The following is an 11,499-nucleotide window of genomic DNA, read 5'->3' as shown; positions in this document are numbered from 1 at the left end:
GACTGGCCCCATGATCGGAGCAGCGGCGCGGACAGTCAGCGGTCTGTGGAGATCCTCACACCCTGGGCCCACCCTGGTGGTGACCGCGCTAGCGGCCGGTTTGGCACTGGCCAGTGGCGTCAGCCCCGTCAGTGCCGTGCTGATGGTGGTCTCCGTCTTCGCCGGTCAGCTCTCGGTGGGGATATCGAACGACGCGCTGGACGCCGGACGGGACCGGACGGTGGGCCGCCGCGACAAACCTCTGGCCCGGGGTGAGATCACGGTGCGGGCTGCGTGGTTCGCGGCCGCAGGATCGTTCGCTGCCGCACTGGCCTTCTCCGCACTTGTGGGGCTGGGACTCCTGGTGGCCCACGCCGCCTTCCTCTGCTCCGCCTGGAGTTACAACCTGGGTCTGAAAGCCACCCGGTTCTCGATTCTGCCCTACATTTTCAGCTTCGGACTCTTCCCCTCCCTGGCCACCCTCTCCTCCGCGGAACCGCAACTCGCCGCCCCCTGGGCATGGCTGACCGGGGCTGCCTTAGGCGCTGCCCTGCACCTGACCAATGTGCTGCCGGACCTCGACGACGACGCTCGCACCGGCATACGGGGGCTGCCGCATCGGATGGGCGGGCGCCGCTCTGCCCGCATCGCTGCAGCGACCGTCTTCCTCGGAGGACTCTCCGCCACCCTGGGCCCTGCGCACGGCCGGCCGGACGAAGTTCCGGCTCTGGCATGGCTGCTCTTCGGCGTGGTGGTGCTGGTGGCCGTGGCCACGGTGAGACTGGTCCACACCGGCCATTCCGGGCGAGTGCTGTTCCGGCTGGTGATGTGTGCGGCGTTGGTCCTTGCTGTGCAGCTGGTGGCCTCCGGCGGCTCACTCACCGGATGAGCGCCACCGAGTCAGAATCGCTCAGGCGTGGAGGTCGAAACCCATGCCGTAGGCGCGAGTCAACAGTCCGCCGGTCCCGGGACCGAGCATCAGCTGCACCAGACTGCTGCGCAGGGCGTTTGTTCTCCCCGGTGCGGGGCGGCCCAACCGTGTGTTGAGCTCAGCCAGGCCGGCGGCGCGGCGGGCTGAACGCAGCCGTGCCCTCTCCCAGCGCCGCAGCGCGGCTTCGGGAGGATGTCCGCTGCGGGTCCAGTCGGTGAGCAGCGGTGCCAGACTCGCGGCATCCAGCAGGCCTAAGTTCATTCCCTGGCCGCCGATCGGGCTGACCTCGTGGGCGGCATCTCCGATCACGATCACACGTCCGTGACGCATGCGCGGAGCCACGAACCGCCGCACCCCGAAACTGGTCACGGTGCCTGCCAGCGAGTGTTCCCGCAGCGCCAGCGCCTCCTGCATGCGTGCGTGCTGGGCGGCCGGGCTCTGCTGGGCGGCGGCCCGGTCCCATGCCACAAAACGGCGGTGGGCGCCGGGAAGCGGGAAGGACTCCAGGACTCCGGGTGCGTCCAGGTGGATCACGGCGGAGGGAAAGTCGGCCGTGGCGTCGACTGCTGAGTCGGCCATGAGGTACCGATCCGGGTAGCGCCGCGCTGCGGCGCTGCGGTAGACCAGCGACCGCGACCGCGCCCCGCCGGCCACCACCACAATCGGTGCCTCCAGCTCACCGGTGGAGGTCTGCATCTGCACCTGATGCGGCAGGGGAGTGATCCTGGTGACGTGGACTCCGCGCTGGGGGGCTGGCGCGGCGGCCGCGAGAATCTGCTCCGTCACAGCCTGGGGGAGGGTGGCCACGAACGGGAACCGGGTCTTCAGCTGGTCGAACTGCACACTGCCTAGCGTGCGGCCATGGGAGCGAGCCTCACCACGCCGGACGCGCACAGCGCGCGCCAGGATCTGCTCGGAGATGCCGGAGGGCTCCCACGCCGCCAGGGTAGGCGGATGCACCCCGATGGCCCGGCTGCCGTGTCCGGGGCGGCTGCGGCCCTCCAGCACTGCGACGTCGGTGCCGCGGCGGTGCAGCTCAGCGGCCAGTGCCAGCCCCACCGGGCCCGCCCCGATGATCATCACCTCAGGCACGGCCCGGTCCCTCGGCCAACAGACGGAAAGCCACCGGGGAACTCACGCTCCAGTCCGGCCCCAGAGCGGAGCTGAGCTCAGCGGTCCGGTAGCTGCGTCGGATGGACCGCAGCCCGTCGACGCGGAGGAAGGTCCCCGGCGCGAAAGGGCTGATCCCGACGCTGTACAGAGCGTAGGCGAGCCGGCTGCGGCAGATGTCGTTGTGCAGCACCGCGATTCGCGCCAGCCGCTGCGAGGTGGCGGCGAAATCCTTCAATTCGGAGGCTTCCAGGTGGTGCAGCAGATGGTTGGAGATCACCAGGTCGTACCGTTGCCCCTCCGCGAGGAGGGTCTCGGCGTCAGCGCAGCGGAAGGTGGCGTGGGGCACCGCGGCGCGGGAGGCGACGTCGTGCGCTCTGCGGTCCGGATCCGCGCCGGTCCACTCCACGGTGAATCCGTCACGGGCGGCCAGCCGCGCCAGCTGGGCGATCACGTCACCCCCGCCGGAGCCGATATCCAGTACGCGGGCGGGGCGAGGCAGCTCGCTCAGGAGGTCTCGGATGCGCAGGCGGTAGATGGTGCCCCACCCGGAGACCATCCTGTTGACCAGGGCAAACCGGCGCAGCGTGGCGTGCAGGCGCTGTGGGTTGCAGTGCGGGTCGTCCATCAGTTCGCGCAGCTGCTCGTCGCGCCGGGAGAGGTCCATAGGCGGTACCGCTCACACGGCCTTGCGCAGCAGCGCTGATTCCACAGTCAGGCCGGGGCCGAAGGCCAGGGCGGCGATGCTGCCTCTCACCGTTGGGTCGGCCATCATATGGCGCAGGATGAAGAGGATGGTGGCGCTGGACATGTTGCCAAAGTCGCGCAGCACCGTGCGGGAGGTCGCCAATGCCTCAGCCGGTACCGAGAGTCCCTTCTCCACGCGGTCGAGCACACTTCGTCCGCCCGGGTGTACGGCCCAGCTGGCGGGGGGCTGTTCCGTACCGAGAAATCGGTCAACCGCTTGCCTGATCTCTCGTCCAATAATGCGCGGCACCTCGGCGGAGAGCCGCATTTCGAATCCGTGGTCTCCGATCGTCCAGACCATGTCTGACTCGCCCTCATCGGTCAGTGCGGAGGCGAAACGCTCCAGCAGCAGCCCTCCGGGGCGCCCTTCGTGCTCATCCGCTGTGACCACTGCTGCGGCGGCACCGTCGGCGAAGACCGAGGACGCCACGATCTGCTCAGGATCCGAGCTGTCCCGGACATGGATGGAACACAACTCCACACTGACCACAAGGACCACAGCCTGCGGGTCCGCCTGAGTGATCTGGGACGCCAGGCGCAGGGCAGGAAGAGCAGCTGCACAGCCGATGAATCCCAGGTGGCTGCGCTCCACATGCGAGGCCAGACCAAGATCACGGATCAAGTGGTAGTCCAGGCCGGGGGCAAAGAACCCCGTGCAGGAGACGGTGAGCAGGTGCGTGACGCGCTCGGGGCTGACCTCGGCCTCTCCCACCGCGGAGCGGGCCGCCGATGCTGCCAGCTCCGGGGCGACCTCGCGGTAGAACGCATTGCGCACCCCGGTGGTGGGGGCGAGCAGGGTCGCATCCTCGGCGACGAACAGGCCGTCCGGGGTGCCACCCAATCCGGTGATCGCTGTGTTTCTGCGCTGGATTCCGGCGGCGTCGAACGCGGCAGAGATGTAGCGGCGGGCCAGCCGGTCCCTTCCGGGCTGGGCGGCGAAGAAATCGCGCAATGCCTCTTGAGACAGGGAGGTCGCAGGAACGGAGGTGCCGATGGAGACGATGCGCGTGGGCATGAGTCCACTAAACCATGACCCGGGGTGAGAGGTCGCTGTGCCGGCTGGAGCGAACCCGGCCGTGAATTCCAGTACGCTCACACTGTGGGAGGACCTGAGCACACCAGCAGCACCTCAGCGGACCCAGCGGACGCGGAAACAAAGAGATCCCGGAATAGGGTGCTCCTGAAGGGTGCTGCGCTGCTGGTGGTCATCGCTGCCTTCACTGCGATCGCACTGTGGTCAGGGACCCCGTCAGTAGACCAGCTGCGACAGCTGGTGGACCGGGCCGGCTGGTGGGGCCCGGCGGGATTCAGTCTCGGATACGCCGCCCTGACATTAGCGCCGGTGCCGAAGAATATGCTCTCCATTGCTGCCGGTGTGCTCTTCGGCTTCGGCCCAGGACTGCTTATGGTCTACCTCGGCGCTCTGCTCGGCGCGGCCGGAGCGTTTTGGCTGGGCCGCTGGCTGGGACGCTCAGCAGTCGAGCGCTTCACCGGCACCCGGGTCGCCCGTGTCGATGAGATCCTGCAAGGCCACGGCTTCGCGACCATGGCAGGCGTCCGGCTCATCCCGGTGCTGCCGTTCACTGTGATCAACTACTCCGCGGGTCTGACCTCCGTGGGGTGGTGGCCATTTGCCGCCGGAACTGCGGTCGGGATGATCCCGGGCACGGCGAGTGTCGTGGCGCTGGGTGCCTACGGATTCGAAGCGGGCATTGAGGCCCAGTTGGCGCTGGCGGTGCTGGGCCTGCTGACCATCGCGGCCGCCGTCTTCGCCTATCGTCGAAGAAAGCGCTCCGAGCCCGCGAGTGCATGACGCCCGTCTGCGTTCCGCGCTCGCCCCCACCTTCGACGCCGCGGCTCGCCTGATAGACATTCCACTGGTGTCACCGAGTGGACAAGTGCAGGTCAGGGTGGGCTCCAAGCCACGCACGCCCAGTTGAGAGCATGGGCTCCGGCGTATGCTGGAGCCATGACCACAGTCCGCATCAACGACCGTGACGTAGACCTCCCCGAACCAGCCACAGTGGTCGACGCCGTGGCCCACACCACGGGCCGGGAGCTCACCGCTGCCGGGGTGCCCGCCGATGGTGGGCGGCTGGGTGTGGCCGTGGCGCTTGAGGGGGAGGTGGTCCCCCGCAGCCGCTGGGCCGCCACTGAGCTTGTCGCCGGACATCAGCTCGAGATCGTCACTGCAGTGCAAGGAGGCTGACAATGGACATCGCTGCACTGCGGATAGGCAGCTATGAGCTGCACTCCCGCCTCATCATGGGCACCGGTGGTATCACCGATCTCAGCGCTCTGGAGCGGGCTCTGGTGCAGTCCGGGACCACGCTGACCACGGTGGCCATGCGCCGCTACAGCCCTGAGACCAAGACCTCCGTGTTCTCCATGTTGGAGCGGCTGGGCATCGACGTTCTTCCCAACACGGCTGGCTGCTACACCGTCAAGGACACTGTGCTGACTGCGGAGTTGGCCCGCGAGGCGCTGGAGACCGACCTCATCAAGGTGGAAGTGATCGCAGATGAGAAGACACTGCTGCCGGATGTCATCGAGACGCTGGAGGCCACCGAGCAGCTCGCCGACAGAGGTTTCATTCCCATGGTGTACACCAGCGACGACCCGGCAGTCGCGCTGCGCCTGGAGCAAGCTGGGGCTGCAGCGGTGATGCCCCTGGGCGCACCGATCGGGACAGGTCTGGGCATCTTGAATCCGCACAACATTGAACTCATCTGCTCCCGGGCATCTGTGCCGGTGGTGCTCGACGCCGGCATCGGCGCTGCCTCCCAGGCCGCACTGGCTGTTGAGCTGGGCTGTTCGGCGGTGCTGGTGGCATCGGCGGTCACCCGGGCCCAGGACCCCACCGCGATGGCCGAGGCCATGCGCCTAGCCGTCGAAGCCGGGGTGCACTCCGCTCGGGCCGGACGTATCCCCAAGCGCGAGCACGCACTGGCCTCATCCCCTGCCGCCGGGTTGATCAATCCGCTGGAGGATCTGACGTGAGCGGGCTCAGCAACTACTCCCGCAGCCAGGCGGAGCGCTTTCAGCGGCATTTCGCCCTGGCGGGGTTCGGCATCGGGGCCCAGTCCAAACTTCTGGGATCCCGGGCCGTGGTGATCGGCGCCGGGGGTCTCGGGGCCCCCATCCTCACCTACCTGACGGCCGCAGGAGTAGGCGCCATCGACATCATCGACCACGATGTGGTGGACCGGACCAACCTGCACCGCCAGGTCATCCACTCAGAGGAGACCATCGGACAGCCGAAGACCAGCTCCGCTGCTGCGGTGATGCGGGGTCTGCACCCTGAGGTGGAGATCACCGAACACCAGGAGGCCATCGATGAGACCAATGCGCTGCGCCTGATTGAGCCGGCGGACATCGTCGTCGACGGTTCGGACAATTTCGCCGCCCGCTATGTCGTCTCCGATGCCTGCGAGATCGCCGGTAAGCCGTTAGTGTCCGGATCAATCCTGCGCTACTCGGGGCAGGTGAGCCTTTTCTGGTCCCGGCTGCCTTCCGGGGAGCGCGGTCCCACTTATCGCGACCTCTACCCAGAGGCTCCGGACCCAGGGGAGGTGCCCACCTGCGCAGAAGCCGGTGTGCTCGGAGTCTTGCCCGGGGTCGTCGGCTCCCTGATGGCCACCGAGGCCATCAAGTTCCTGGCCGGGATCGGAGAGCCGCTGATCGGTCGGGTCATCACCTACGATGCGCTGAACTCCCATTTCGGCGAATTCCGGCTCCGACCCGATCCCGCGCGTGAACCGGTGACGCGGATGGGCTCCGGTGAAGCGCCCGAGGCTCGTGCCGCCGAGCTGCTCGATGCTGCTCTCCCGGCGGACACCACCCCCAGTGCTGCCGATACGGAGAACTCCGCTGATATCGACTTCAACCCCTTTACCGGAGAGCCTAAGCAGGCGGATGACCTCACTCCAGGTGAGTTCCGCAGAGCCGCCGCTGACGGCAAGGTGGGTCTGATTTTGGATGTCCGCGAACCGCACGAGCACCAGGCGGGGAGCATCGAATCAGCCGTGAACCTCCCCCTGATGCAGTTGTGGCACTCCGAGGACCCACCGGCGGGTATGGAGGGCGCCACGGAGGAGGCACCCGTCGTGGTCTACTGCGAACACGGCATCCGGTCCCGGCAAGCCCTTGCCGTGCTGAAGCAGAGATTCCCTCAGCACCCGGTGAAGAACCTGCTGGGTGGATACGCGCTGTGGCAGCAGCAGTGAGAGCTCGTGCGATCCCCTCCTCCCAGCCGCCACAATCTGCCCAAGGCCGTAGCGGTGGGGTAGCTTAGAGGGGTGGATCAGTACCTGGCAGTCATTGGCGAATGCTTGGTAGACGTTGTCGAATCGGAGACGTCTGCCCCGAAGGCGCACGTGGGCGGAAGCCCCTTCAACGTCGCGGTGGGCCTGGCCCAGTTGGAGCATAAGGTGGTCTTCGCCGGCCGGCGAGGTAATGATGACTACGGGCGCATGATCGCCCGGGCACTTCGGGCACATGGAATCGTGTCTGTGCTGGAGGCCGATCAGCACCCCACCTCCGTGGCCACCGCGACCCTGGACCCGACCGGACAGGCCAGTTACGAGTTCTCCCTCGACTGGGCGCTGCCACCTGCTGCGGAGCTCACCGCCGAGCTGCGCCGGGCTGCGGCATCGATCACGCACCTGCACACCGGGTCCTTAGCGGCCATGATCGAACCGGGAGCCTCAGTCGTCAAGACGGTGCTGTGCCAGCTGCGGGAAACCTCCACCATCTCCTATGACCCCAACTACCGGCCCACTTTGGTGCCGAACCGGGAATGGGCTCGCCAGCAGACCGAGGAGTTCGTGGCGTTGGCCGACGTCGTTCAGGCCTCCACTGATGACCTCGAGCTGCTCTACCCGGAACGCAGCTTCGCCGACACCATGGAGGCGTGGCTTGAGCTGGGTCCTGCGCTGGTCACGGTGACTCGCGGCGCCTCAGGCGCCATGGCGCTGGCCCGGTCAGGATTTGCCGAACAGCCGGCTTTTCCCATCGACGTCGCTGACACCGTCGGCGCCGGTGACTCATTCATGGCTGCGACCTTGTCCAGCCTGCGTCAGCGCGGGCTCCTCGGCTCGGCAAACCGGGGGGATCTGGAGGGTATTTCAGCGCACGACGTCGCCCAGGTGCTGAACACCGCCGCGCAGGCGGCTGCCATCACCTCTTCGCGCTTCGGGGCCCAGCCGCCGACCGCCGAGGAGCTTAACGCAGCATTGGCCGATTCCGCCGGTTAGGCGTGCTCTGCGACGCGGCGGCGCCGCAGCGTCAGGCGCAGGCTCAAGGCCGCGTAGTACAGGAGATAGCCGCAGGAGAGCGCCACGAGCCACACGCTCGGTGAGGGAAACTGCACCAGGATCATTGCGTAGAGCCCCAGCCAGAGGGTGGTCAGTGTCATTGTCGGCCACCACGCAGTCTCAGTGCGCGAGGGATACACATACTTGATGGGTACGAAGACCAGCACCGTCAGCGCCAGCAGCGTGATGGTGGTGACGGTTGGGTTTGCGCCGAGGACAATGAGGTAAAAGGCCGCAATGTTCCAGTAACTGGGGAAGCCGAGGAAGAAGTGGTCCTCGGTCTTCGCATCGCTGCGGCAGAACTGATAGCAGGAGGCCAGAAGCGGCACCGAGGCGATTGCCGCGCCGAGCCACCCGCCCGGCAGGTAACCGGCGCTCCACAGCAGGACCATGGGAGCGAACGCGTAGGTGATGAAGTCAATAATGTTGTCCAACAGGGCGCCGTCGAACCCGGGCAGCACCTCTTTGACCCGGAACCGGCGGGCGAGGAAGCCATCGGTTCCGTCAATAATCATGGCGGCGAGAAACAGCCACAGCACGATTTCGACTTCGCCAGCGTAGGAAAAGTGGACCATCAGCAGTGCCAGGACCACCCCCAGCGCGGTGTAGGCGTGGACTGCCATCGCGGCCACGCGGTGGGGGCTGTCGGTCCCAGGTGAAGACATAGTCTCACCCTAGTCTGCGCTGCACCCCAGGTGCCGACCAATCAGCGGTGTGGTTCGAAGCTCAGCGCGGCCCCTTCGGGCGGCACGCTGGTTCCATCAGCGTTCATCGATCAGGGGTGCCGTCCGCTTCCCCGGCTTCGTACTCCTCGGGGACCATCGTCTCCGCGCGCCCCTTGACGGGTCGGCCGCCGTGCCGGCGGGAGACCACAGTTTGGGCGATGAAGTACGTCAGCGCACCGGCAATGGGCACGAACGCGACGATCAGCACCCACAGCACGTTCCAGGGCCACCGATGCTTAGTTTGAGCGTAAATCATGAAAGCCGCAACCAACAGCGCGCCGTAGACCAGCACACCCATTCGCAACCACCAGGGCACCACTTCTGAACCCGGCGGAGTCTGCTGGGCCAGGGCCATCAGAAGCTCTGCGGACATATTTCCAGACTACTCACTGGGCCTGACCGCCAGCTTAGTTCGCGCTTCCGGGCCGGGCGCCTACGCCCGTCGAATGTCGGTCTGGGGCCACACTGAGCGCTGCCGCATGACCTCGGCCAAGGCCTCGGCGTCGTCGGTGACAATCCCGTCAACGCCCATCTGCAGTAGGCGGTGCATCTCTTGGAGGTTGTTGACCACCCAGACATGTACCTGAAGTCCGGCCCTGTGGCACCGTTTGATGAACTTGGGCCGCACAATCTGGATCCCGGCGTGGCGAGGAGGGACTTGAACGCAGTCGATCCCGGTGAGTTTTCTGGAGATGCTCCCGACGCCGCCCAACGGGCCCAGCAGCAACAGCATTGCCACGGCGGCCGACCCGCCGGAGGACGCCACGTCCCGATCCAGAAGACGCTGCACCCGGCGTCGGCGGGAATCACTGAAACTGGCAGCCAACACGCGGCGGTGAGCACCCAAGCGGGTAACGACCTCAGCGAAATGCACCGCGGCTTCTGCATCCTTGAGGTCCACATTGAAGTGCGTCTCGGGCAGGGCCCGCAGGGCATCCTCGAACCGCACCAGCCGTTCCCCTGACTCAGCCGGGCCCTCGCGACCAGCGGCGCCTACGCGTAACTGGCTCAGCTGCGCCCAGGTGTGGTCCGAGAGCCGTCCGGCGCCGTTGGTGACCCGGTCCAGCATTTCATCGTGGAAGAGGACCAGCTGACCGTCTGCTGAGGTTCGTACGTCTACCTCCAAGTACCGGAATCCCAGCGCCACCGCATGGCGGAACGCCCCCATAGTGTTCTCCCGGCTCGGGTCGGCGCCGCGGTGGGCAAAGGCCAGGGGAGCGCGGTACAACCTGCCCGGGGCGGTGTTGAGCAGGTAGGGAACCGACCGATACTGCTCCTGGCGCCCACCGGAAGCCTCCGCTCTGGTCACCGCAGGAGTTTTCCACGCAGCAGTAGCTCGAGCACTTCGGCGACGCCGTCGTCATCGCATGTCCCGGCGACCCGGTCGGCTGCAGAGCGAGCCATCGGGTGCGCCGAGCCCACCGCCCACGAAGTCCCTGCCCACTGGAGCATCTCAATGTCATTGGGCATATCTCCGAAGGCGATGGTGTGCTCGGGGCCGATTCCCAAGGAGTTGGCGTACCGGCGGAGCGCCTGGGCTTTGTTGACGCCTTTGGCGGAGATCTCCAACAGGCTGATGCCCGGCGCTGAGTGTGTCACGGTGACCATGTGTCCGATCCGCTCCTGCGCAGCGGCGATGAATTCATCGGCTGTCATGGCGCGGGTCTTCGCCAACAGCTTCAGCACCGGCACGTGGGATCGCAGTGGCTGCTGCGGCTTCCGGGAGGCTGCCCGCTCCAGCGTGTCGTCCAATGGGCCGAGCATGAGCTCCTCGTCACGAATCCCCACGGCTCGTCGTCGCTGCTCGTCAAACCACAGGGAGCCCCGAGCGAACGACTCCTCCATGTGAACCATCTTCGGGGTTTCCGCGGCGAAGGCCACAGAGGGATCCAGATCCAGAATAAGGTCCTTGACGGCGAAGACCGCCTCGGCATCCAGTGGCTGATGGTCCAGAGGAGCATCAGCTGCCAGGTCGTAGGTCATCGCACCGTTGGAGGCGATCACCGGACCCAGCAGGCCCAGGGCGCTGCTGATCCCGCGCAGTCCGCGCACCGGCCGTCCGGTGACCAGCACCACCGCGATGCCCGCCGCCTGCGCGGCCTGGAACGCCTCCACGGTGCGGGCTGACAACTGGCCGGTCATGGCCTCGTCGTAAGAGAGGATCGTGCCGTCGACGTCGGTGGCGACGAGTTTGACAGGAACATCGCCAACAGCGGGTGCCCTGTACGCATCCGGCGCGACCGGCGAAGAAGTCATGGACCTAAAGTACCGAAGAAACTGGCGCACCAGCACACAGGTGGGTGGAGCGAGTCGCTTGCGAAGTTCCGTTAACGGCAGGAAGCCTGTGTGAGTCGTTCACACAGGCTTCCTGGACTGGTGTGGTTCAGCTCAGNTCGCCGATTCCGTCCCGGACTGGTTCCAGGGTGGTGAGGATTTTGTTGATGCTGGCCCCACTGCGATTCTGGAGGTCGCGAGCGATGGCCAGAGCGCAGAAGACTATGGTGAGGTGCCCTTCGATGCTGTCTCGGGTGTGGTGGAAGATCGGCCGGGCAGCCAGGTCTGATTTCGCCATCCGGAAGCTTGCCTCAACTTCGAACAGCGAATGATAGGCCGCGATAACTTCCGCGCCGGTGAGGATCTCTTCGCTGGCGGAGGTGACATAGCCTTTGAGCCCGAAGTAGTACTGGGCCCG

Annotated in this window: 13 protein-coding genes and 1 pseudogene; 6 read left to right on the top strand and 8 right to left on the bottom strand. The window is 66.5% G+C overall.

Going from position 1 to position 11,499, the window contains the following annotated elements:
• The first annotated feature begins 10 nt into the window (after window positions 1-10).
• Window positions 11-868, top strand: coding sequence for a UbiA family prenyltransferase (locus FEF27_RS00065; RefSeq protein WP_138168794.1), 858 nt, complete (start codon window positions 11-13; stop codon window positions 866-868).
• A 21-nt stretch (window positions 869-889) separates the two neighbouring features.
• Here the strand turns inward: FEF27_RS00065 and FEF27_RS00060 are convergent, their stop codons facing one another.
• From FEF27_RS00060 to FEF27_RS00050, 3 genes are read right to left on the bottom strand one after another with little or no spacing between them, the layout of a single operon-like run.
• Window positions 890-2,002 carry an FAD-dependent oxidoreductase gene (locus FEF27_RS00060; RefSeq protein WP_166429855.1) on the bottom strand — a complete coding sequence of 371 codons (1,113 nt, stop codon included), beginning with the start codon at window positions 2,000-2,002 and terminating at the stop codon, window positions 890-892.
• Entirely contained in the window at window positions 1,995-2,687 is a 693-nt protein-coding gene (locus FEF27_RS00055; protein WP_138168793.1) for a methyltransferase domain-containing protein, read from the bottom strand. The genes FEF27_RS00060 and FEF27_RS00055 overlap by 8 nt, the downstream gene beginning before the upstream one ends.
• A gap of 12 nt (window positions 2,688-2,699) precedes the next feature.
• Window positions 2,700-3,782, bottom strand: a complete 1,083-nt coding sequence (locus FEF27_RS00050; RefSeq protein ID WP_138168792.1) for a type III polyketide synthase — start codon at window positions 3,780-3,782, stop codon at window positions 2,700-2,702.
• A gap of 159 nt (window positions 3,783-3,941) precedes the next feature.
• Between FEF27_RS00050 and FEF27_RS00045 the strand changes: the two genes are divergently transcribed.
• The 5 genes from FEF27_RS00045 (at window position 3,942) to FEF27_RS00025 (ending at window position 8,022) form a co-directional block, all read left to right on the top strand.
• On the top strand, window positions 3,942-4,580 hold the full coding sequence (locus FEF27_RS00045) for a TVP38/TMEM64 family protein (protein WP_138168791.1): 639 nt from the start codon (window positions 3,942-3,944) through the stop codon (window positions 4,578-4,580).
• A gap of 156 nt (window positions 4,581-4,736) precedes the next feature.
• The gene (gene thiS, locus FEF27_RS00040) at window positions 4,737-4,976 is read left to right on the top strand and encodes a sulfur carrier protein ThiS (RefSeq protein ID WP_138168790.1); all 240 of its coding nucleotides are present in this window, start codon (window positions 4,737-4,739) and stop codon (window positions 4,974-4,976) included.
• 2 nt (window positions 4,977-4,978) lie between these two features.
• Window positions 4,979-5,767 carry a thiazole synthase gene (locus FEF27_RS00035; protein ID WP_138168789.1) on the top strand — a complete coding sequence of 263 codons (789 nt, stop codon included), beginning with the start codon at window positions 4,979-4,981 and terminating at the stop codon, window positions 5,765-5,767.
• A complete protein-coding gene (locus FEF27_RS00030; RefSeq protein ID WP_138168788.1) occupies window positions 5,764-6,993 on the top strand; it encodes a ThiF family adenylyltransferase in 1,230 nt (409 codons plus the stop codon). Before FEF27_RS00035 ends, FEF27_RS00030 begins: the two co-directional genes overlap by 4 nt.
• A gap of 72 nt (window positions 6,994-7,065) precedes the next feature.
• A complete protein-coding gene (locus tag FEF27_RS00025) occupies window positions 7,066-8,022 on the top strand; it encodes a carbohydrate kinase family protein (RefSeq protein ID WP_138168787.1) in 957 nt (318 codons plus the stop codon).
• On the opposite strand, the gene FEF27_RS00020 is transcribed toward FEF27_RS00025, so the two are convergent.
• From FEF27_RS00020 to FEF27_RS13565, 5 genes and pseudogenes are all read right to left on the bottom strand, one after another.
• A complete protein-coding gene (locus FEF27_RS00020; RefSeq protein WP_138168786.1) occupies window positions 8,019-8,747 on the bottom strand; it encodes a CDP-alcohol phosphatidyltransferase family protein in 729 nt (242 codons plus the stop codon). The two genes, FEF27_RS00025 and FEF27_RS00020, sit on opposite strands and share 4 nt — an antisense overlap.
• A 103-nt stretch (window positions 8,748-8,850) precedes the next feature.
• Window positions 8,851-9,180: a PLD nuclease N-terminal domain-containing protein gene (locus tag FEF27_RS00015; protein ID WP_138168785.1), complete on the bottom strand. Its 330-nt coding sequence runs from the start codon at window positions 9,178-9,180 to the stop codon at window positions 8,851-8,853.
• A 60-nt stretch (window positions 9,181-9,240) separates the two neighbouring features.
• The gene (locus FEF27_RS00010) at window positions 9,241-10,116 is read right to left on the bottom strand and encodes a glycerophosphodiester phosphodiesterase family protein (RefSeq protein WP_138168784.1); all 876 of its coding nucleotides are present in this window, start codon (window positions 10,114-10,116) and stop codon (window positions 9,241-9,243) included.
• Window positions 10,113-11,063, bottom strand: coding sequence for an HAD family hydrolase (locus FEF27_RS00005; protein WP_138168783.1), 951 nt, complete (start codon window positions 11,061-11,063; stop codon window positions 10,113-10,115). Before FEF27_RS00005 ends, FEF27_RS00010 begins: the two co-directional genes overlap by 4 nt.
• A 148-nt stretch (window positions 11,064-11,211) precedes the next feature.
• Window positions 11,212-11,499, bottom strand: a pseudogene (locus FEF27_RS13565) (IS1634 family transposase); the annotation flags it as partial.

It is taken from the genome of Nesterenkonia sphaerica, assembly GCF_005771565.1.
GTDB lineage: Bacteria > Actinomycetota > Actinomycetes > Actinomycetales > Micrococcaceae > Nesterenkonia > Nesterenkonia sphaerica.
Note: the sequence above shows the minus strand (reverse complement) of the source record. Positions and strands in the feature narration are given on the sequence as shown.

What these genes read in the sequence shown, in the direction of transcription:
- FEF27_RS00005 (WP_138168783.1), bottom strand. Translation starts at nt 11,063, where the DNA reads ATGACTTCTTCGCCGGTCGCGCCGGATGCGTACAGGGCACCCGCTGTT.
- FEF27_RS00055 (WP_138168793.1), bottom strand. Translation starts at nt 2,687, where the DNA reads ATGGACCTCTCCCGGCGCGACGAGCAGCTGCGCGAACTGATGGACGAC.
- thiS (WP_138168790.1), top strand. Translation starts at nt 4,737, where the DNA reads ATGACCACAGTCCGCATCAACGACCGTGACGTAGACCTCCCCGAACCA.
- FEF27_RS00015 (WP_138168785.1), bottom strand. Translation starts at nt 9,180, where the DNA reads ATGTCCGCAGAGCTTCTGATGGCCCTGGCCCAGCAGACTCCGCCGGGT.
- FEF27_RS00065 (WP_138168794.1), top strand. Translation starts at nt 11, where the DNA reads ATGATCGGAGCAGCGGCGCGGACAGTCAGCGGTCTGTGGAGATCCTCA.
- FEF27_RS00035 (WP_138168789.1), top strand. Translation starts at nt 4,979, where the DNA reads ATGGACATCGCTGCACTGCGGATAGGCAGCTATGAGCTGCACTCCCGC.
- FEF27_RS00020 (WP_138168786.1), bottom strand. Translation starts at nt 8,747, where the DNA reads ATGTCTTCACCTGGGACCGACAGCCCCCACCGCGTGGCCGCGATGGCA.
- FEF27_RS00050 (WP_138168792.1), bottom strand. Translation starts at nt 3,782, where the DNA reads ATGCCCACGCGCATCGTCTCCATCGGCACCTCCGTTCCTGCGACCTCC.